15 protein-coding genes, 10 tRNA genes and 2 rRNA genes are annotated in these 22595 nt (G+C 39.2%); 1 reads left to right on the forward strand and 26 read right to left on the reverse strand.

Going from position 1 to position 22595, the window contains the following annotated elements; genetic code table 11:
• Window positions 1–222: 222 nt before the first annotated feature.
• The 7 genes from FXW34_RS20585 to FXW34_RS20615 form a co-directional block, all read right to left on the reverse strand.
• Window positions 223–849, reverse strand: coding sequence for a GyrI-like domain-containing protein (locus tag FXW34_RS20585; RefSeq protein ID WP_147535927.1), 627 nt, complete (start codon window positions 847–849; stop codon window positions 223–225).
• Window positions 850–948: 99 nt separating this feature from the next.
• Window positions 949–2106: a mannitol-1-phosphate 5-dehydrogenase gene (locus FXW34_RS20590; RefSeq protein ID WP_147535928.1), complete on the reverse strand. Its 1158-nt coding sequence runs from the start codon at window positions 2104–2106 to the stop codon at window positions 949–951.
• Entirely contained in the window at window positions 2107–2544 is a 438-nt protein-coding gene (locus tag FXW34_RS20595; RefSeq protein WP_147535929.1) for a PTS mannitol transporter subunit IIA, read from the reverse strand.
• 2 nt (window positions 2545–2546) lie between these two features.
• Window positions 2547–4670: a BglG family transcription antiterminator gene (locus FXW34_RS20600; protein WP_147535930.1), complete on the reverse strand. Its 2124-nt coding sequence runs from the start codon at window positions 4668–4670 to the stop codon at window positions 2547–2549.
• Window positions 4671–5166: 496 nt separating this feature from the next.
• Window positions 5167–6588 carry a PTS mannitol transporter subunit IIBC gene (locus tag FXW34_RS20605; protein ID WP_147535931.1) on the reverse strand — a complete coding sequence of 474 codons (1422 nt, stop codon included), beginning with the start codon at window positions 6586–6588 and terminating at the stop codon, window positions 5167–5169.
• Between the two features lie 209 nt (window positions 6589–6797).
• Entirely contained in the window at window positions 6798–7655 is an 858-nt protein-coding gene (locus FXW34_RS20610; protein ID WP_147535932.1) for an MBL fold metallo-hydrolase, read from the reverse strand.
• Window positions 7656–7807: 152 nt separating this feature from the next.
• Entirely contained in the window at window positions 7808–10894 is a 3087-nt protein-coding gene (locus FXW34_RS20615) for an efflux RND transporter permease subunit (protein WP_147535933.1), read from the reverse strand.
• 97 nt (window positions 10895–10991) lie between these two features.
• On the opposite strand from FXW34_RS20615, the gene FXW34_RS20620 reads away from it, so the two are divergent.
• Window positions 10992–11828 (forward strand): TetR/AcrR family transcriptional regulator, encoded by an 837-nt coding sequence (locus FXW34_RS20620; protein ID WP_147535934.1) that lies wholly within the window; start codon window positions 10992–10994, stop codon window positions 11826–11828.
• Window positions 11829–12025: 197 nt separating this feature from the next.
• On the opposite strand, the gene glmS is transcribed toward FXW34_RS20620, so the two are convergent.
• The 19 genes from glmS to FXW34_RS20715 form a co-directional block, all read right to left on the reverse strand.
• The gene (gene glmS, locus FXW34_RS20625) at window positions 12026–13828 is read right to left on the reverse strand and encodes a glutamine--fructose-6-phosphate transaminase (isomerizing) (protein WP_147535935.1); all 1803 of its coding nucleotides are present in this window, start codon (window positions 13826–13828) and stop codon (window positions 12026–12028) included.
• Between the two features lie 456 nt (window positions 13829–14284).
• Window positions 14285–15637 (reverse strand): phosphoglucosamine mutase, encoded by a 1353-nt coding sequence (gene glmM, locus FXW34_RS20630; protein WP_147535936.1) that lies wholly within the window; start codon window positions 15635–15637, stop codon window positions 14285–14287.
• A 33-nt stretch (window positions 15638–15670) separates the two neighbouring features.
• Window positions 15671–16906, reverse strand: a complete 1236-nt coding sequence (locus FXW34_RS20635) for a CdaR family protein (protein WP_147535937.1) — start codon at window positions 16904–16906, stop codon at window positions 15671–15673.
• Entirely contained in the window at window positions 16899–17726 is an 828-nt protein-coding gene (cdaA, locus tag FXW34_RS20640; RefSeq protein WP_147535938.1) for a diadenylate cyclase CdaA, read from the reverse strand. The genes FXW34_RS20635 and cdaA overlap by 8 nt, the downstream gene beginning before the upstream one ends.
• Window positions 17727–17907: 181 nt before the next feature.
• Window positions 17908–18531: an anti-sigma factor family protein gene (locus tag FXW34_RS20645; RefSeq protein ID WP_147535939.1), complete on the reverse strand. Its 624-nt coding sequence runs from the start codon at window positions 18529–18531 to the stop codon at window positions 17908–17910.
• A 13-nt stretch (window positions 18532–18544) separates the two neighbouring features.
• Window positions 18545–19111: an RNA polymerase sigma factor SigW gene (sigW, locus tag FXW34_RS20650; RefSeq protein WP_147535940.1), complete on the reverse strand. Its 567-nt coding sequence runs from the start codon at window positions 19109–19111 to the stop codon at window positions 18545–18547.
• A 255-nt stretch (window positions 19112–19366) separates the two neighbouring features.
• Complete coding sequence (gene rocF / locus FXW34_RS20655; protein WP_147535941.1) at window positions 19367–20263, reverse strand: arginase; 897 nt, start codon at window positions 20261–20263, stop codon at window positions 19367–19369.
• Between the two features lie 631 nt (window positions 20264–20894).
• A tRNA-Ala gene (locus FXW34_RS20660) sits at window positions 20895–20970 on the reverse strand.
• A gap of 5 nt (window positions 20971–20975) precedes the next feature.
• Window positions 20976–21050, reverse strand: a tRNA-Gly gene (locus FXW34_RS20665).
• A 69-nt stretch (window positions 21051–21119) separates the two neighbouring features.
• Window positions 21120–21192, reverse strand: a tRNA-Lys gene (locus FXW34_RS20670).
• Window positions 21193–21348: 156 nt separating this feature from the next.
• Window positions 21349–21423, reverse strand: a tRNA-Gln gene (locus FXW34_RS20675).
• A 133-nt stretch (window positions 21424–21556) separates the two neighbouring features.
• Window positions 21557–21641 (reverse strand) — tRNA-Tyr (locus FXW34_RS20680).
• Window positions 21642–21646: 5 nt separating this feature from the next.
• Window positions 21647–21722: transfer RNA gene (locus FXW34_RS20685), tRNA-Thr, on the reverse strand.
• Window positions 21723–21727: 5 nt separating this feature from the next.
• Window positions 21728–21803, reverse strand: a tRNA-Val gene (locus tag FXW34_RS20690).
• Window positions 21804–21808: 5 nt separating this feature from the next.
• Window positions 21809–21883: transfer RNA gene (locus FXW34_RS20695), tRNA-Glu, on the reverse strand.
• Between the two features lie 15 nt (window positions 21884–21898).
• A tRNA-Thr gene (locus tag FXW34_RS20700) sits at window positions 21899–21971 on the reverse strand.
• Window positions 21972–22011: 40 nt separating this feature from the next.
• A tRNA-Asn gene (locus tag FXW34_RS20705) sits at window positions 22012–22086 on the reverse strand.
• 18 nt (window positions 22087–22104) lie between these two features.
• Window positions 22105–22221, reverse strand: a 5S ribosomal RNA gene (rrf, locus tag FXW34_RS20710).
• A gap of 247 nt (window positions 22222–22468) precedes the next feature.
• Window positions 22469–22595: ribosomal RNA gene (locus tag FXW34_RS20715) — 23S ribosomal RNA — on the reverse strand; the annotation flags it as partial.

Here is a 22595-nt window from a genome sequence, read left to right on the forward strand (position 1 = left end):
AATCACTGACATTTGTCTGTTTGGGAGTAGTTAAGCGGAAATTTTCCTCTTATTTCAGCTCAATTAGCCCCCCTTACATACAATAACGGGAAATTCTCCGCTTATTTAATCTCATGCCTAAATAATAATCAACACTGAACTTTAATATAGTGTTCCATAAAAATAACTCAGTATGAATAGCTGATTATTTCGTGCTGGCTCAGCTTGTTTTTGCATCATAGCCTATTTCGGCGCGACAGGTTGTCTAATGACGGTTTTCAGCTTACTTGGGTCGACCTTACGAAAGTCACTTAAATAGATTTCATGATGCTTACCAGACGGGACATAGCCATTCTCCGCAGCAAACTCATGCATCTTCATAATCGTCGGATGCTCATCATCGAAAGGTCCAACATAAAGGACTTGCACAGAACGACCCTCATCGTATGCTTCAAATCTCAGCTTATCTAAAGCAGCCGGGTTTTTCTTTTTCCTTATTGTTTCAATCGCTTCCTCGACCATTTCTTTTGTAATCGGCTCTGGCTGCATAATCATCGCCGTCCATTGCCAGTCATCCTTTTGCCCTTTTAAAAAATCCTCATAATTGTCCATATACCATAACGCTTCGAGCGGCATAACAACATAATCAAGCCCGGCATTTTTGGATGTAAACTTCAAGTTGTACGATACCGAATAAAGTGCTTCAATCGCTGCTTGGAAGTCTTCTGATGTATTTGGGTTTCCTTTGCCATCAATCATTAAATAATTCATCGTAGGCACATCAATCAATCCAATTTTCTTAGGTGGATTGTACAAATTGCGGAGTTCTTTTTTATAATCGATCTTGACTGTAGGTTTTTCATTCACCATATTATTATCCCTCCAAATTGAAGCCATTTACTATCATTGTAAACGAAATAGACCTTCCTAACTCATTATTACATAAGCTAGAAAGGTCTATTTTTCGAATTATTTCAAACTATTTAATTGTTGGTATTGCTCAACAATTCCTGCGAATAACGGTGAATCACTTTCAAGCTTTGTATACTCGCTAATTGCTGCTTCCAAACCTTTTTCGCGAATCGTAGTTTGCACAGCAACTGCTTCTTCATCACCTGCAAAATCGTAAGAAAGAGCGGCAGCAATCCCTTTCAATAAGTTCTTTGGTTCCTCACCAACTACTTCAAGATACTGTCTAGCCGGACTTACAAGCCGATCATTCGGCCCAAGCTTACGAATTGGCGAACGGCCTACTCTCGTTACCTCATCTGTAATATAAGAATTGGCAAAACGGCTCATAATTTTTTGAATATATTGTTTGTGAGCATCTCCGTCAAAGCCGTATTTCTTAACAATGAAATCACCGCTTTCCGATAATGCACCTTCTACTAATTGTTTAATTTGCTCATTTTCCATCGCTTCATTAATCGTTTCAATTCCAAAATAATAGCCGAAGTAAGCAGCAAGAGCATGTCCGGTATTCACCGTGAATAATTTCCGTTCAATATAAGGAACTAATTCCTGAACATACGTAATTCCATCGATCTCAGGTTTTTGACCGACTATCTTAGTTTCTTCTACGACCCATTCATAAAACGGCTCTACTTTTACCATTAGCTTATCTTCATTGATTTGGTTTGGCACAATCCGATCCACTGCAGAATCAGGAAACCCAAAGCGCTCATCAAAAACAACCTTTTCTGCTTCAGAAAGTTTTTCATAAACCTTTTCTTTAAGTAGCGAGCTTCCACCAATCATGTTTTCACAGGCAATGACATTAACCGGTTGGTCATTTAACTCAATCCGTTTCCGCAAGCCTTCCGCTACTAACCCGGCAATCAACGGCAAAATATTCGGTCCGATGGCCGTTGTTATTAAATCAGCCTTAGCAATCGCCTCAATAACTAACTCTGGATTAGCAGCACTGTTGATGGCAGAAACATTTTTTACAAGTATTTCTTGCTGAGACTCTTCTGCTAACACAACACGATATTCCTTGCGCTCATTTAATAGATTTACAATTTCACTATTTACATCAACAAAGCATGTTTCATAACCTGAATGATATAACAGATTTCCGATAAAACCACGCCCGATATTTCCGGCACCAAAGTGTACAGCTAGCATTTAGTTCACTCCTTCAAAAATCGCGATAATCTCATCTGCTGTCGTCGCATTAACAAGCTTTTCGATATTTTCCTCTTCAGAACAAACAATAGCAATATTCGATAGAATATCTAAATGTTCATTATTTTTACCAGCAATACCGATTAATAGCTTAACAATATTCCCTCCACCAAAATCAACACCTTGTGGAACTTGAATAAACGAAATTCCTGATTCTTTAACAAACTCCTTTGAATCTTCAGTACCATGTGGAATTGCCACAAAATTACCCATATATGTTGATGTTAACTCTTCTCTTTCTAACATCTTTTCAATATAATTTGCATCAACATAGCCTCTTTCCACAAGGATGCTGCCTGTTAAGCGAATTGCTTCTTCCTTTGAACCTACTGTTGTATTTAAACGAATATTTTCTTTAGCTAAAATGTTGTTTGTCATGTTTATTCGCTCCTTATTTCTTTCATTTTTTCAGTAAAAAATTCATCAAATCTCGTGGTTAATAATTCTTCAATTAACACTTGTTGATTGGATTGAAAAATCGTAATGCTTTCCTCGCTTTCAATCAACATAGCACTTAAATAGCTCAGTACCTCTAGCACCCACTCAGATGCTCTCAATGGTGATAACAGCAAGATAAGCTGCGTCATCTCCATCTGTGAACCGTCCATTCCCTTTACTAGAAGCGGTTCTTCTAGAGCGTAAATGGAAAATGACGGTGCTAACACCGAATCAGTTCTCGTATGATACAAGGCCATCGTTGTTTCAGGTATCCCTAATCCACCAAGCTTTTCTCGTTCAAAAATCGCATCGATAACTTTGGCAGAATCATCGATGATTCCTTTATCCGCTAACTCCCGACAAGCATTACTTACGATGTCTTCTATAGAAGCTTTTTCGTTTACACGTGTTACCGCAAATCCTTGTAAGATAGATGAAATCACTTTTGCATAATCTTGAATCATTACCATATCCTTAACGAAGGATTTCACATTTCGCTTTGATGCAGCTTTCCGAACCTCTTTATCCTGCCTTTGCTCGGTCACTACTTTAAAAATGCGCTCTTTAATGAAACGATGTACCTTCCCGATTTCCTCTTTTGATAAAAACGGAGTAACAACGATGTATTCGTGGTCAAAATCTGCTAACGGAATCGTCGAAATAATGACTGGATAATCACTGATGTTAATGTTTTTCAATTCTAGTGCTGATGCACTGCGAACCTCTTGCAGCTGAGGAAATTCCTTTTTCAATGTGGATACCAACATTTTTGATGTTCCTATACCACTTGAGCAAATGACCAATGTATTAACACGGATGTGATCTTTATTCCCAAGGACTGCAGCGCCAAAATGCATCACTAAATAACCAATTTCTTCGTCTGGAACTCTATATTCATGAAAAACATCATTCACGGCTGCTTTTACAATTAAAAATAATTCTTGATAATCCCGTTTAATTCGTTCGAGCAGGGGATTGCTGATTCCCATGTTCTGTTTTAACCGATATATTGCAGGCTTTAAATGCATCGCTAAGCCTTCATATAATGAAACGTTTCCTGACAGGTCTCTCTCTAATCGATTTCCAACATTGTGAATGAGCTGCTTTGTTTTCATTGCAACCTCAATACTAGTATCTTCAATCACATATTCTTTATCATGGCGCATCTTCGCACCTTTTAAATGCATCGTAATATAGCCAATTTCTGCTTCCGGTATTTGAATTCGAAACACTTTTTCTAACTCTGTAACTATTTTTTCAGCAAATTGATATTCTTTTGTCGTTCGCTCGCTTGCTAGGTAAGTAGCGTCAATCGTAATACTTTCCCCTTTTTGAATTCGTTCAACAGCTAGAGCAAGATGAACAATTAATCCAATATAAGCGCTATCTGCCATTGAAAAAGGGAGTTCCTGACTTATCGATTCGAATACCTTTTCAACAATCATTAACTTATTCTTTTCAACAAGTCCTAATAATCTATCAGAAATGGTGTTCATTTGCTGTGATGATCTTTTTTGAATGTTTTCTTTTGCTAATGAGAGAATTTCCGATTCATCAAGATGTTCCGAAATGATATTGCTCATCGCCCTTCGCTTCGCACCTTCCGAACCTTCAATTTCCACTCCGTAGCCTCTTTTTCTAATCAACGCTAAACCGACTGTTTGTAACCGCTCCTCTAATCTTGATAGATCACTGCTAACTGTAGCTATTGTGACATTTAAATCATTAGCAAGGGCCACCAGCTTGACCGGTCCATCTGATTCAAGTAAAGCGCACAGTATCATTGTTAGTCGCTCATCTGGGGTATACTCATTGTGACTAATATTAAATAAAAATAGCTCTAGCTCGCGAATCTTGCTTCTCTCACCAACAATAACTACACCAACACCAGATTTCTTTTGGAGCGAGAGATTGTACTCCGATAAAACATCTTCCACATTTTTTAAATCTCGATGAATCGTTCTTCCACTCACGCCAATTTGGTCAGCAAGATCCTTAACCGTTAATTCATCGCTTTCTGACAATAAGATTTCGAGAATTTGTCTTTCCCTTGCTGAAATATACATAGTTCTCACTCCACAAAAGAAGTATTCAAACCTATCTTCCAACTTATGATGTTGCCAAGTTTATATTTTCATTCTTACAATTTAATCTTAAATCATCAAAAACCTTGCTACAACAACAGATAAACTCAAATTAGTCACAACACTTGTTGCCAAAATTGAAAAGCGGAGGCGGCTCGTTCAGGGGCGACTGGCATATGACGAGCCGGCTAGAAGGTCGGCTTTTTGACCTTCTGGACGGATTGACTTATGACCCCGAGCCCCTAGCCGCCGCAGCTAGACAAATTGAAAAGCGGAGGCGGCTCGCCCAGGGGCGACTGGCATATGACGAGCCGGCTAGAAGGTCGGCCTTTTGACCTTCTGGACGGATTGGCTTATGACCCCGAGCCCCTAGCCGCCGCAGCTAGACAAATCGAAAAGCGGAGGCGGCTCGTTTAGGCGATCTTCTGTTCTTTAGAAAAAAGAACCTAACTAATCCGCTAGGTTCTTTTTCGTTACATTATGCTTTTAAATCATTAATTAACTCGTCATATCTAGGACTATTCAAGAAGTTTTCAACTGAGATATGAATCGCATTTGGAAGTTTCGCCTTCGCTCGATCAGTTAAATCCTTATGCGTCACGACAACATCAGCATCGGCTGGTAAGTTATTGATTGCTGTATTGGTTACATCAATTTCTAACTCTGCTTTTTTCACTTTGTTTCTTAGGATTGAAGCACCCATCGCACTTGATCCCATTCCTGCATCACAAGCAAACACAATTTTGTTTACTTTATCAGCTTGAATTGTTGTTAATACATCATTATTTAATACAGAAGACACAGAACTTTTCTTCCCTTTCATTGCTTCCATTTTAGCTGTTGCATCAGCTAAATCTTCTTCAGTTGCTTTGCTTGTTTTTAAAATAACGGACGCTACTGCGAACGACACTGCTGCAGCCACTAACACACCTGCAAGTACGCCTAGGTAACCACCTTTTGGTGTCATCGCAAGTACTGCAAAAATACTACCTGGTGATGGAGCAGCCACAAGACCTGCATCAAATAGATTTAGTGTAAATACTCCGCTGACACCGCCGGCAATAGCTGCTACAAGAAGAATCGGCTTCATTAAGATGTACGGGAAGTAGATTTCATGAATACCACCTAAGAAGTGGATGATTACAGCACCAGGAGCCGTTTGTTTCGCTGTTCCTTTGCCAAATAACATGTAGGCAAGTAAGATACCAAGACCTGGTCCAGGGTTTGCTTCTAATAAGAATAGAATGGATTTACCAGCATCTGCTGCTTGGTCAATCGCTAACGGACTTAAAATACCGTGGTTAATTGCATTATTTAAGAATAAGATTTTTGCTGGTTCAATAATAACGTTTGCAAGAGGTAATAGATTCGCATCAACGATCCATTCAACACCTGAAGCTAAAGTTTTACTAATACCTTGAACAACTGGTCCAATCGCTTTGAATGCTAAAAGTGTTAAAAGACCACCAATAATCCCAGCAGAGAAGTTGTTTACTAACATCTCGAAACCTTGCTTTACTTTACCATGAATTGCTTGGTCAAACTTCTTGATTAGGTAACCACCAAGTGGTCCCATAATCATTGCACCTAAGAACATTGGAATGTCTGTTCCAACAATAACACCCATTGTTGCTGTAGCACCTACAACACCACCGCGGATGTCATGTACCATTCGACCACCTGTAAAACCGATTAATAATGGCAATAAATACGTGATCATTGGTCCAACTAATTTTGCAAATTCTTCATTTGGCCACCAGCCAGTTGGTATGAACAAGGCTGTGATAAGACCCCATGCGATAAATGCACCGATGTTTGGCATTACCATACCACTCAAATAGCTACCAAACTTTTGAATTTTTACTTTTGCATCTGATTTATTTTGACTCGTTTGGTTCATTATCTGTAAATCCCCCTTCAAGTTAAGATTGTTTATTATTTATATTTTTATATTAAAGCGTTTACAATCCTTAATCCATCTATTCAAAATTGGATTTTGTCATAGTGATTGTTGCCAAGTTTTATTTTTCGACAAAAACCGCGTCATATAAGGAAAAATCAAAAAAGCACTGAGATTGACTCCAGTGCTTCGATCATCTTTACAACCTATTAATGTTTATTTTTCTCAACATAGCGGCCAAAATCAGGCACGGCAATATCATCAAAATGCTCAACAAGTCGATAAAGACTGTTTGTCAATAAGTCACCAGACATCGGTAAGCCATGTCCTGTAATCGCAACAGTTGGTTTGAGCGCTTCTAGTTTTTGTACTGATTGCTTGGAGGAACTCCAATCAGGAGTTAAGTATCGCGGTGGACCGCTGATTTCTTGCTCCTGTGTCATCACCTTGTAAAGATATTCCTGCTTCACTGTTACAAATGCGTCTCCGACAATAAGTGCCCGATCCCTATCTCGAAACAGGGAAATATGCCCTGGAGTATGTCCCGGGGTATGAATCCAGCGAAACTCTGGCAAGTGTGGAACGCTACCATCTTCCGGCAGCTTTTCAACATGGTCACTAATGTTAATTGGTTCATTCGGAAAAAACGGGGACATTTTGGCAACCATCCCACCTTCAACCGTTGGGTCAGGCTCTGGATAGCTTTTTTGTCCAGTTAAATACGGCAGTTCTAAGTTGTGGGCATAGACCGGAACTCCCCAATGGTTAATAAGCTCAATAATCGCACCAACATGATCAAAATGTCCATGAGTTAATATAATTGCTTTAGGACGACTGTTTTTACCAAATCGATTATTGCACAGTTCAATGATTTCTTCAGCTGAATCCGGCATACCAGCATCAATCAACACATAATCCTGGGTCTGTGTATTCCCGATTAAGATAATATTGACGATTTGAATCGTATAGCTATATATGTCAGGTAGCACATCAATTCCAACCCCACTACCAATTGATGTTGCCGGAATAAATTTATAATCACTGCCATAATGCATTTGTTGTTCCATCTAATTAGTTTCCTCCTTGTTGCTGCTAATAAACCTACATAGCTATTTTGCCTCGGTTTACCTGATTCATAACAAGTTTAGAAACTGTAAATAAAGACAAAAAACCCCGCAAAGGGATATACCGCTTTGCAGGGTTTTCTATATTTTACAATTTAGTTTTCTTCAATCTCACGACGGTTTTTCTTGAACATCTTTGATAATACTTCATACACGATTGGTACAACGATTAACGTTAATAATGTCGAGCTTGTTAAACCGCCAATAACAGTAATACCAAGGCCTTTTGAAATCAATCCGCCTCCGCCTGAGCCAACAGCTAACGGAATGAGCGCACCAATCGTCGCAATTGCCGTCATTAAGATTGGACGTAAACGGGTCACACCCGCTTCAAGGATTGCTTCACGCATTGTTAAGCCATCGTGTTCCATATGGATAATTCGGTCTACCAATACAATTGCGTTTGTTACGACGATACCAATCAACATTAATAGTCCCATCATAACTGAAACGGATATCGTCTCACCAGCAATCAATAAGCCAACGAACGATCCAATTACTGCAAATGGTAAAGAGAAGAGAATCGCAAACGGTGCCAAACCTTCACCAAATGTCACAACAAGAATGAAGTAAACAATCGCAATCGCTGCAAGCATTGCCACTCCTAGTTGTGTAAAGGTTTCCGTCATATCCGCTTGAACACCAGCAACTCCAACGGTTACCCCTTTTGGTAAATCCAATTTATCAATTTCTTTGTCCATTTCAGCTGTAGCTTTTGTTATATCCTTATCAACAATCGTTGCTGATACAGTTGCGTAGTACTCGCCCTTACTTCGAGCTAAAGTATTTAAGGTCGTACCTTTTTCCACTTTTACTAACTCAGAAAGTGGCATTGTCATTCCTAATGCTGTTTGCACTGGAGTATCTAGCATTTCATCGATGGATTTTGGCTTTTTATTCTGCTGTTGTTGAACAATTACTTTTAATGACTCACCATCTTTTTCAATCGTCGTTAACACTTCTTCTTGCTTCATTGGATTAAGCATCATGACAATTTGACCAGCGGTTAAACCGTATTTCAATAATTCATCCTGGTCAACCTTAAAGCTATATTCTACATATGCTTCCTCTGCGCTTGATGACACATCCTCTAAACGCTTGCTATCCTTCATCACTTCTTCAACCATTTTTACGGAATCATGAAGCTTGTCCAAGTTTTCACTGTAAAACGTATAGCTTAATTCATTTGTGCCCATACCACCCATTGAAGTGAAGTTTTGGCTCTTCCATTCACCAGATTGACCGATATTAAATACATAATCCTCAATATCTTCACGAACCTCTGGGAAGTTGTCCATTTCCGGATCAAAGATGAGATACATTAAGCCTCCGCCGGCTCCGCCACCCATCATCGCGGTCATTTCATCGGCTTCTTCATTCACAGACACCTGAACAATATCAATATCGTCATGCTTTAAAAGCTTATTTTCAACTTCTTCAATATTAGCTAAAGTATCTTCCCAACGCTCACCAGCTTCTGGCGTATAAGTTAGGTACATAACTTTGTCCTCTTCACTACCAAGGAAGCTAAAACCAATAATTGGTGTTAATCCTAAACTTCCTACTAATAATACAATGGCCAAAATTGAAGTAATGACTTTATGGTTAAGCGACCAATTAAGTACACCTTTATACCAATTTGCTAATTTTCCAGCTTCTTTATGGCTACTTTCTGTTTTTTCACTGTAAAGCTTTTTCTTAAATAAGAAATGGGCTAATGCCGGTACAATCGTAATCGCCACCAACAGTGACGCACCCAGTGCAAATGTCATTGTTAACGCAAATGGCGCGAACAATTCACCCACCATTCCACCAACAAAGATTAACGGTGCGAATACAGCAACCGTAACAAGCGTTGAAGATAGAATAGGTTTAAACATTTCAATTGTTGCTTCGCGCACAAGCGCACGACCGTAAAGCTTCTCTTCGCGTAAATGCAAACGACGGTAAATATTTTCAACAACGACAATGGAGTCATCGATAACCCGCCCAATTGCCACGGTTATCGCACCGAGCGTCATTATATTTAATGTAATTCCAAGCCAGTGTAAGATTAAGAATGCCATGAAAATCGAGACTGGAATTGAAATGATTGATATGATTGTCGATTTAAAATCACGAAGGAATAAAAGAATAATTAAGACTGCAATAAGTCCACCAAATACAGCTTTTTCAACCATCGTTGACACTGATTCTTCAATCGGTTTACCTTGGTCAAGTGATACATCAATCACAATACCATCGATTTTTTTCTTTTGCTCTTTTACTAATTCCTTCACTTCGTTAACTACATCAACTGTGTTGGCTTGCTGCTCTTTCACGATTTGAATCGCAATCGCATCTTTACCATTTGTACGAGAGACAGACTGAACGCGACCAACTGTCTCTATTTTTGCAATATCAGAAAGCTTTACAAACGGTGATGGATTTGTTGCTGATGGGGTAACAGGAATCAGCATATCCTTTAATTCATTCATTGTCATGAACTTACCATCAACGGAAACAGCTTGTTCACCTTCTTCGAACTCATAAAGTCCTAATGATACGGACAGATTACTTGCTTGAATCATTTGCTTAACAGTATCTTCAGTTAAACCAAGCTGTTCCATTTTTGCTTGGTCATAAGTAAATTCAATTTCTTCAATATGCTGACCAGTAATCGTAGTTGAAGCGACACCATCCAACTTATTAATCTTTGGAAGCAATACTTCTTCAACAGTTGAAGTTAACTCGACAATATCTTCTGATTTACTGCTGACACTTAATGCCATTACCGGCATCATATTCATGCTAATTGCCGTAATGGTTGGCTTTTGAGCACCTTCAGGCATCTCAACACCATCTAAGGCAGACTGCAAGGCACGCTTAGCCTCGTCCATATCGATACCGTATTCATACTCTACTTGGATGCTTGACATATTTGAATAAGAATTAGAATACACAAATTTTACATCTTCGAGACCCTCAACAGCTTTTTCTATTGGCATTGAGATATCTTCCATGACCTTTTCAGGAGTTGCTCCAGGATAGACACCCATGATCATTAAATATGGAATGGATATATCAGGAATCGTCTCCGTTTTCATTTGCGTACCTGAGTAAATACCAGAAACCGTAATGATTATCGTTAGTAACCAAACGGCTAATTTGTTCTTTATCACAAAATTAACTAAACCTTTCACTCTTGCACCACCCTAAATTGACTTATCATGTTACTTTACTTATACTAATGACTAACCGGTCATTTGTCAATGAAAGACCACGGGGAGCGATTCGAAAATGATTAAAAAACAACTAATAATGGAAAAAGCAATAGAACTCTTCGCAAAGCAAGGATTTGAAGCGACGACCGTCCAACAAATCACAGATTATTGTGGTATTTCCAAGGGTGCCTTTTACCTCTCCTTCAAATCAAAGGAAGAATTGATTTTAGCGCTAATTGACCACTTTATGATGCAGTTCATCTCTGATATTGACTACATAGTCAAAAACACGGCTGATGAAGCGCTTTTATTTGAGTTTTATTATTCAATTTATGAATCTTTTCAAAAGCATTCTGATTTTGCCAAAATCTTAATGAAGGAGCAAGCTCACTCATTTAACGACCAATTAATCATCAAGCTCCATTATTATGATCGTTTATTTGATACAGCTATCCTTTCCATGGTTATGCGTTTGTATGGCGAAGAGATCCAACGAATAAAATATGATTTAGTTTTTTGCATAAAAGGGTTTATGAATACGTACTCCCATTTGTTTTTATTTTACAATCTACCACTGGATTTAAATCTGCTGGCACAATCGCTTGTTGAAAAGACTAACCTATTGGCAAAAGAAGCGACCATTCCGTTTATTTCGGATGAGATGGTCCAGATTTTAAAAGAACCGTTGCAACAAGAAGTATCCGTTGAACTGATTCAGGACATGATTGAGCAAAAAATTGTTGAAATGGAAGAATCAATTGAAAAAGAATCATTATTATTGCTCAAAGAGCAGCTAGTACAACCGACATTCAGTCGCGCCATTGTTAATGGCTTATTAGAAAACATCCGCAATCACCCACACTGTAAATGGATTGCGTATTTACTTCGAAACTATTATCAACAAGTATTATAAGGTCGGTGTTTATAAAAAGGCCCAATTCCTCAGTGTCAAAAATGAGGAATTGGGTTTTTTTAGAGTGAATTGTTTGCATGCGAAGTGAAACAACTATTTTGTACGGTTTCGTTTCGTTTTTCAAAATTGATAGCTTTTTAAAGAAATAAAAAAACCGATTGATTTTTTAACAAAATCAATCGGTTACTTTTACGTTATTATTCAACTGTTACACTCTTAGCCAGGTTTCTTGGCTTGTCGACGTCACAGTCGCGGTGTAGAGCTGCATAATAAGCAAGTAATTGCAAAGGTACTACAGAGACAAGAGGTGTTAATAATTCGTTTACTTCAGGGAAAACAAAACGGTCACCTTCCGCTTCTAGACCCTTCATTGAAATAATACAAGTATGGGCGCCGCGAGCAGCTACCTCTTTTACGTTTCCACGGATATTTAAACTCACAAGGTCTTGCGTTACTAAAGCAATAACCGGTGTGCCTTCTTCAATCAAGGCAATTGTACCGTGCTTTAACTCCCCACCAGCAAATCCTTCCGCTTGGATGTAGGAAATTTCCTTCAGCTTTAAAGATCCTTCAAGACATACATAATAGTCAACGCCACGTCCGATGAAGAACGCATTGCGTGTAGTTGTCATATATTCCCAAGCCATCGCTTCGAATACATCTTTAGAATCAACTAATCCTTCCATTACGTTAGCAATGATTCCAAGTTCTTTAACCAAATCAAACTCTGAATCAAAACCACGCTGTTTGCCAACTACGTCTGCAAGGATTGCTAAAACCGCAATTTGCGCTGTATAAGCTTTCGTAGATGCTACTGCAATTTCTGGACCAGCATGAAGCAACAATGTATAATCAGCTTCACGAGAAAGCGTTGAACCAGGAACATTTGTAACCGTTAATGCCTTATGGCCTAGTTCCTTAATTTGAACAAGCACCGCACGGCTGTCCGCTGTTTCACCACTTTGGGAAATGAAAATAAACAACGGTTTTTCAGAAAGCAACGGAATGTTGTAGCCGAATTCACTAGCGATATGAACTTCTACTGGGATTTTAGCTACTTTCTCGATTAATTGCTTTCCAACTAGACCTGCATTGTAAGAAGTACCTGCTGCCACAATATAAATACGATCAGCTTCTGTAACCGCATCAACGATTTCTTGATCAATTGTTAACTGACCTTGGTCATTTTGATACGTTTGAATGATTTTGCGCATAACAAGTGGCTGTTCATCGATTTCTTTGAGCATATAATGCGGATAAGTACCTTTTTCAATATCGCTTGCATCAAGCTCTGCAGTATATGGATTGCGGCTCATTACTTCGCCATCAAGATTTTTAATTGTCACGTTTTCTTTCGTCACAATTACCATTTCTTTATCCATTAATTCTACATATTGATTAGTTACTTGAAGCATCGCCATCGCATCACTAGCTACAACATTGAAATCTTCGCCAAGTCCAACTAAAAGCGGGCTTTTATTTTTTGCAACCAAAATGGTATCAATATTTTCATTGTCTAAAAGAGCAAGTGCATAGGAGCCCTTTAATAGTGTCAGCGTTTTGCGGAACGCATCTTCAACAGTTAATCCTTCACGTACAAATAGTTCAACTAACTGCACGATAACCTCTGTATCAGTATCACTTACTAAAGTAACATCCTGTAAATACTCACGTTTTAGAAGATCATAGTTCTCAATAACTCCATTATGAACAAGTGTAAAACGGTCAGTACGGCTTTGATGCGGGTGTGCATTCACTTTGCTTGGTGCACCATGAGTAGCCCAACGTGTATGACCGATACCTGTAGTCGCCAATACACCTAAATCCACGACATCACGTAAATCAGCAATGCGTCCTTTTTCTTTAAAGACATGGACGCCACTCTCGTTCATAACTGCAATACCTGCTGAGTCATAGCCTCGATATTCGAGCTTTTCTAGACCCTTTAACAGGATTTCCTTTGAATCTTGAGTTCCAATATATCCAACAATACCGCACATGTGTAATTTTCCTCCTTGATAACAAGGGGGCAAGTTACCTGGGGGCAGACTTGCCCCCTCATCTCTGTGTTTTTATTTTATTGTAGGCAGCAATAACTACCTTTTGTGCGCAATTTCTTTCCTTTTGTCCAACAGGTTGCCCTGTTGATTTAGGGATAAGAATTATCGGTTGTGCGTCAGCAACCGGGAGGCATCCGCCGAAACTTCGATAAACCTCCTCCTCGTCAACTAATCTCCTCTGATTAGTCCAGGCGCTTTAAACATGTAAATATTTGTAAACCTATCCTCCTTTTGGTGGAATTTTTTTCACAAAAATCAAGATAATCATATAATAGTTTCTCCTGCGCGTCAATCATTGAAACAGGATTGACATATTAGTAATAATAACCAAGTGAAAGCTTCTTAATAAAAAAATATGCATAAGAGACCATATTGGTGCTCTTATGCATATGATTCTTACGCCTCTTTTAGGCCCATTTCTTCTTTCACTACTTCGGCAATGCTGTTTACAAAAGCTTGGCAGCTTTCCTCAGTCGCTGCTTCGACCATTACCCGAACCAATGGTTCTGTTCCCGACGGGCGAACAAGAACTCGTCCATTTCCATTCATTTCTTTTTCAACAGATTCAATGATTTGTTTTACCTTATCATTATCTGTGACATGATGTTTATCGGAAACTCTAATGTTTACTAGCGCTTGTGGGTACTTTTTCATTTCTGCAGCAAGTTCTGAAAGCGACTTTTCAGTAACCTTCATTATGTTGACTAGCTGCAAACCTGTTAACAATCCATCACCAGTTGTATTGTAATCAAGGAATATAATATGCCCCGATTGTTCTCCACCAAGATTAAAGCCATTCTTTTTCATTTCCTCAACCACGTATCGGTCACCAACGGCTGTTTGGACACTTTGAATTCCCTGTGTTTCTAATGCTTTATAATAACCAAGGTTACTCATGACTGTTGATACTACAGTTCCATGCTTTAACCGACCTTGTTCCTTCAAGTATTTACCGCAAATATACATAATTTGGTCGCCGTCAACGATTTGGCCATTTTCATCAATTGCAATAATCCGATCACCATCACCATCAAAGGCTAAACCAACATCTGCCCCTTTTTCTAGCACAAATTTCGCTAATGCTTCTGGATGTGTTGAGCCCACACCATCATTGATATTTAATCCATTAGGTGAAGCACCCATAGTCGAAATATTTGCATCTAAATCTGCAAATAAATAAGTTGCTAACGATGATGTTGCACCATGAGCACAGTCTAATGCAACATGAATGCCAGAGAAATCTTCATCAACCGTTTGTTTTAGATATTGAAGGTATTTTTGACCGCCTTCAAAATAATCATTTACTTGACCTAGATTAGAGCCAATTGGTCTAGGCAGTTGATCCTCTTCTAAATCTAAAAGCGTTTCGATTTCAGCTTCTTGGTCATCTGACAGCTTGAAACCATCTGGACCAAAAAACTTAATGCCATTATCAGCAACAGGGTTGTGGGATGCTGAAATCATTACTCCCGCCTGTGCACCTAACGCTTTTGTTAAATATGATACTCCTGGTGTGGAAATGACGCCTAATCGCATTACTTCAGCACCTATCGATAATAACCCAGCCACAAGTGCACCTTCCAACATGTGACCAGAGATTCTTGTATCTCTACCTATTAACACCTTTGGACGGTCTTTATCCTTCGTTAAGACATACCCTCCAAATCTGCCTAATTTAAATGCTAATTCCGGTGTCAATTCGCTGTTAGCAACTCCGCGAACACCATCGGTACCGAAATATTTTCCCATTATCAATATCGCTCCTTCATCTATCTCTCTTATTTAAGCTTCACTTTTTTTAATAATTGATATTTTCGCTCGTTCCTTTTCTAGCTTCAAGGTGACATTATTAGGACCGCTCGCAGCGATTGGAACTTCATGATCCCCTTCACCTAAATTAGATACATTTAGAAAGATACGAAAATCCGATTCTGTAAGTGGTTTTATAGTTTCACTAGCACCAATAATCGTAAATGAAATTTTTCCGTTTTCGGGGTCTCTAAAAAGAATATCAAAGCCTTCCAATAAACCTTCTGCTTTGATCATGGCACCCGAAATGGATTTTTGTTCTTGTTTACTTATCTTTATTGTCGCCTTTACAACATCCGGCGTCACTTTTGTAATGCCTTCCGGAACTATTACCGGTAGTGATATGACGGTATCCTCGCTAATTTTCGCGAGATCAACTTCAACCCGAACGGTTTCAGTTTCTTTTACTACCTCTTCATTACCACTGATTTTAACCTCTTTACTATCCAATATTATACTGTCAATTGCAATACCATTTGGAAGTGTTCCTTTTTGGACAATATTTATCGGAACAGTTTTATTCGTATTCTTGATAGGAACCGTCACTTTTACGGTTTCAGGCTTTATGGTGACATCTAATTTATTTAACTGTTGATCAAATGCCAAAACCTTTGCACTTTTAGTGAGTGTTTCTTCAATCGGTCCGTTTACATCAACTGTTGCTTTTACATAACTGATTTTTTCGATATCTCCTTTTGCACCAGTAATTTCAACCGTGCTTGGTTCTACCACTGGTTCAGAGGCTGTGTATCCATCATCTAGTAAATTATGATTAAACTCTGCTTCAACTTTAAATTCCTTGGTTATTTTTTCCTGTAAAGTTACTCTTGCAGTTGCAGGTTTAATCGTAACATCTAATTTATCTGATAAATTTTTCACTTCAAGCTTAACTGTTTGTGTTCCAATCTTTGCATCAGTTAAATCAACAAAAACTTCAATGTTTTTTAACGGAACTGTCGTCTGCACGATACTTTTCGGACCCTCTATCGTTACATCAACCGATTCTGGCACACCCGAGACAACAAAGTTTTCAGTATCAAAATAACTATTCACAGGTACATTTTCAATCGTATCCACCATCTGATTCGCAGGAACATTCTTTTCTTTAGATTCATTTCCTTGTCCATCAGAAACTGACGAAAACAGGAGTAAGGCAAGAACAAGGGCTACTCCCTTCATAAACCACGGATTATCCATGAATTTATCCATTTCTTTTCCCCCTCCAGTTCCAACGGGTGGAAGAAGTTGGTTTAACCTTATTTTTTGAAACCAATTCATTCTCTAATAAGCTTTTAAATGCATCTAAGGTTAGCCCTCGATGCAGCTCCCCATTTTTCGTTAAAGAAATATTCCCCGTTTCTTCAGATACAATTATCGTAATACTGTCCGTAACTTCACTAATTCCAAGAGCCGCACGATGTCGCGTACCCAATTCTTTAGAGATAAATGGACTTTCTGATAATGGCAAATAACAAGCGGCTGCAGCAACCGTGTTTTTCTGAATAATCACAGCTCCATCATGTAGAGGTGTGTTTGGAATAAAGATGTTAATGAGTAATTCAGATGAAACCCTTGCATTTAACGGAATTCCCGTTTCTATGTAATCACCCATCCCTGTTTCCTGTTCAATGGAAATCAAGGCACCAATCCGGCGTTTCGCCATATAGTCAGTTGCTTTGACAATGGATTCAATAAATTTGTCTTGGTCATCTTCCTCAGGATTGCCACTTCTAGAGAAGAACTTACCTCTTCCCAATTGTTCCAAGGCTCGCCTCAACTCAGGCTGGAAGATAATAATGATTGCCAGAAACCCCCAGGTAATAACATTGCCCATAATCCAGCTCAATGTATTAAAACCTAGTGTGTCACTGATAAATTTCACTAATAAAATGACAAAAATACCCTTCAACAATTGAACAGCTTTTGTTCCCCTAATCAAATTAATGAGCTTATATATGACGTACCAAACAAGGAGAATGTCTACAATATCAGCAAGAGAACCCCATAAATTAAAATTGGCAATCGACATGGTATTTCCCCCAACGAGTTAGTAAGAAAAGTGGAAGCGCACAGATTTGCGCACGACACTGTTCTTATTAAATAGTAATACTTTCTTTGTAGCCTTTATATTATATCATGAGACTCTATAGAGCTAAAGCAAGTTCTCATCCTAACAAAAGCAGTTGCCCTATGAGCAACTGCTTTCTATCTTAATTATCATTAAAGATGGAAACAACTTTTGCACTTGAGTCCTTTATTTTGAACCAAAGCCATTCAAATACTTTATCAACTTCTTCAATTTCCCCGGTCACATGACCTGCAGATGCCAGATAATGTTCCCCGTTAATGACGGTCACATCTCCGTCTACTTGACCCTCAATGGTCAAATCACCATTTTCAACGATGATATCACCTTTTACGACTTCACCTTCAGGCACAATAACTTTGTTATGTTGAACTACAAGATTTTCCTGTTTTGTAACGGAAAATTGCTTGTCATTTTGCCAATCTGAAACCAAGGATCCTGTCATTAACAAAATAAAAACGGATGCAGCAGTTAAAAAAGGATGATATTTAAACCAGTTTGAAAAACGCTTAGTCTTTTTTGTTTGAATTGGCGGCAAACTCGCCATTACATTAGCAGTGAAATGATTAGGTGCTTTTACCGAAACGGTCTCCTTTATGTGAGCATCAACTTTTTTCAAATCGAGAAAATAAGTTTTGCAGTCTGGACAAGATTTTAAATGGGCTTGTAATTCACTATCATTATCGGGTGCGATTTCTCCATCTAAGTATTCATGCATCAATTCAATAATTCTTTCTGAACATTTCAAGATTATCACCCTTTCAATAAACATACCGTAATTGATTCCGTAACGCCTCGCGACCGCGATGAATTCTTGTTTTTACCGTCCCTAATGGCATTTCTAGAATTTCACTTATTTCGTTCAAAGATAGTTCCTCGATGTATTTTAACACAATGACTGCTCGGTATTTCTCTGGCAGTTTAGAAATCTCCTGATGAATTTGCTCCTGTACCTCCATGCCTTCTACTTCCTTATCAGGCAAAATCGACTCAGATGGAATCTGTGAATACAGTGTTAACCCTTCCGTACCAGAAATTTCTGCATCCAAATAATAATCGGGCTTCTTTTTCCTTAGCTTGTCAATGCAAAGGTTTGTAGCAATTCGATACAGCCAAGTTGAGAACTTCATTTTTATATTAAAGCTACTAAGGTTAACATACGCTCTAATAAAGGCCTCTTGAGCTGCATCCTCAGATTCATGCCTATTCCCCAACATTCTGTAGCATATTTGATACACTTTGTCCTTATAAAGCTCAACTATATGCTCAAAGGCATTTTGATCGCCTTTTAAAACTTGCTTTATCCTTTTCTTTACAATCTCTTCCACTCATTTACCTCCGCTCTATGCGGCTATACACTATTACGTAAGTATAGCTGAAAAGGTTTCATTATTTTTGAAAAATGTAAGCGCCTTGTTTTTCGTAGTAAAACTTGTTACTTACTAAATTCACTTCCTCTATATTATCAAATTACAATGGATAAGTTTAGAACAAAAGTACAATCATTCCAAAAATTACCACAAAAAAACTGCCGAAACAATCGACAGTTTACAGCGAAGTAGGAAATCAATTAAAAAATCTCATTATAATAACTTCTCTCCGAACAAGGATCCCATTAACGCAACTGCTACTGTTGCAGTTTTATTTCTTTCATCAAGAATCGGATTTACCTCTACGAATTCAGCTGATGTTATGATGTCTGCTTCTGCAAGCATCTCCATTGCTAAATTACTCTCACGATAACTAATCCCGCCAATAACAGGTGTTCCAACACCTGGAGCATCATTCGGATCCAACCCATCCAAATCGAGCGAGAGATGAACACCATCAGTTTTGGCTTTTAGATATTCGATTGTCTCCTCCATGACCTTCGTCATTCCTAAACGATCAATCTCATGCATAGTATAGACTTTAATACCCTTCTGGCGTATTAGTTCTTTTTCACCATCATCCAAAGCTCTCGCACCGATAATGACAACATTCTCAGGTTTAATTTTTGGTGAATATCCTGAAAGCCCTGTTAACATCGGGTGCCCAATACCTAAACTAATCGCCAGAGGCATCCCATGAATATTTCCAGAAGGAGACGTTTCTGCAGTATTTAAATCCCCGTGTGCGTCATACCAAATAACCCCTAAATTTTGATAATGTTTGGCCACTCCTGCAAGGGTACCAATCGCAATGCTGTGATCACCACCGAGAATTAATGGGAATGCTCCGAGAGAGACAACTTCATTTACTTTCTCTGCAAGCAACTCGCTTTTTTCAGCCACTAATTCCAAATTTCTTAAGTTTGTATCCTTACAAATAACGACTTCAGGCCTTCCAATCGGAATATCACCTAAATCATCTATTTGATATTTTAATTTTTTTAATTTCTCGATCATACCTGCATATCTCATTGCACTCGGTCCCATATCGACACCTCGGCGTAATTGCCCTAAATCCATTGGCATTCCAATCACCGAAATCTTCTTCATCACTCTTCCCCCCAGCTTTTCTTTATATTTTAACTGTTCAGAATTTAGTGTTCACTTCTATTTTACCTTTTCTCGTTTACATGACTCAACTCAACATAATTCTGTATATATATACGAAAGAAAAAGCGGAAGCGCCTTGCTCAGGGGCGACAGGGCAAAGATCCGCCCTGCAGGAAATCCTGATTTCCGGAAGGGATTGTTAGAAAAGTGAAAGTGGCTCGTTCAGGAGCGATGGACATAAGACGAATCACGCAAGAGATGATAATCTCTGGAGGGATTTGGCTTATGTACTCAGCTCCTAGCCACTTTCACTAGACAAGCTTGTGACCCCTAGGCGCTGGAGCTGGATTAATTTGACGTTGCAAGAGTTATCCACAACGGTAAAATTTTTCAATTCCTAAAAAATAAAGCTGTGTTAAAGAGCAATGTTGATTTTTACACTTGTTGATTGCAGCGGAAGGCACGTAGACTCCTACGGGAGTAGCGGGACAGGTGAGACTACAGGCTCACCGCACGCCCCGTGGAAAGCGAAGTGCCTGGGAGCGGAAATCACCAATCACGTTTAACAGCGCCAAAAATAAAAAAACCTTAACCCGTAAGGATTAAGGAATAAAGTTAATATGTAGTGTGATGGTGGAGCCTAGCGGGATCGAACCGCTGACCTCCTGCGTGCAAAGCAGGCGCTCTCCCAGCTGAGCTAAGGCCCCGTAATTGGAGCGGAAGACGGGATTCGAACCCGCGACCCCCACCTTGGCAAGGTGGTGTTCTACCACTGAACTACTTCCGCATATCAATAGTTTATGATGATTGAATGGTTAATACAATAGGATTTATTGTCTATTTTTTTAAAATTAAATGAGCCATGAAGGACTCGAACCTTCGACCCTCTGATTAAAAGTCAGATGCTCTACCAACTGAGCTAATGGCTCGAAGTAATGAAATTTCCTCTAAATGTTCTGTCGTCGGATGTCCCAATCTCAGAAAGATAATTCAAGTAGCATCTCGATTGGTACAACTCGCAGATAATTCATTGAAGAATTGCTCGTTGCTCTACCAACTGAGCTAATGGCTCGAAGTAAATAAAATGGCTGGGCTAGCAGGATTCGAACCTACGAATGACGGAGTCAAAGTCCGTTGCCTTACCGCTTGGCTATAGCCCATTAATAATAATTAATATGATATCCAAAAAACCAGAAACTAATCCAGTTGATTCTTCTGAATTTTCTATTAATAATAGATATCAAAACAAAAAGGACAAATTGTTTTCATGTCCATTTTTTATTTCTATTAAAATGGTGGAGGGGGACGGATTCGAACCGCCGAACCCTGAGGGAGCGGATTTACAGTCCGCCGCGTTTAGCCACTTCGCTACCCCTCCGAAAATGGTGCCGGCTAGAGGACTTGAACCCCCAACCTACTGATTACAAGTCAGTTGCTCTACCAATTGAGCTAAACCGGCATAAATGGTGGAGGATGACGGGCTCGAACCGCCGACCCTCTGCTTGTAAGGCAGATGCTCTCCCAGCTGAGCTAATCCTCCACAAATGGTGACCCCTACGGGATTCGAACCCGTGTTACCGCCGTGAAAGGGCGGTGTCTTAACCGCTTGACCAAGGGGCCATATGAATTTTTGAGAGCTTCCAACCGGGCTCGAACCGGTGACCTCTTCCTTACCATGGAAGTGCTCTACCTGCTGAGCTATGGAAGCATGTTGCCAAGCTCACTTGACTTAACGTCAATATTAAGAATGGCTCCGCAGGTAGGACTCGAACCTACGACCGATCGGTTAACAGCCGATTGCTCTACCACTGAGCTACTGCGGAATAATAAAATTTTTAACAGCCCGGCAGCGTCCTACTCTCACAGGGGGAGAGCCCCCAACTACCATCGGCGCTGAGAAGCTTAACTTCCGTGTTCGGTATGGGAACGGGTGTGACCTTCTCGCTATCGCCACCAGACTATTTTATAAGACATTATTTATTATAATGACTTTTTGTAATTTTGCAAGAGAAAAATTTTAAAAATTCATTCTCTCAAAACTAGATAATGAAGAAGAAATGATTTTATGATAATCACCTAAATTTGTCCAGCTACGGCTCCTAGCTTTTCGGTCATTTCGATCCGTCCCTACAAACCCAAAACCAGGATTTGCAGTGCCGGCTCTCCAATGCCTTCAAAGCTGAACAGTCGCCTTCGCTTTTCGTTTTGGTTAAGTCCTCGATCGATTAGTATCAGTCAGCTCCACATGTCGCCACGCTTCCACCTCTGACCTATCAACCTGATCATCTTTCAGGGATCTTACTAGCTTACGCTATGGGAAATCTCATCTTGA

Origin of the sequence: Bacillus marasmi (assembly GCF_902168435.1) — a bacterium.
Taxonomy (GTDB): Bacteria; Bacillota; Bacilli; order Bacillales; family Cytobacillaceae; genus Bacillus_BU; species Bacillus_BU marasmi.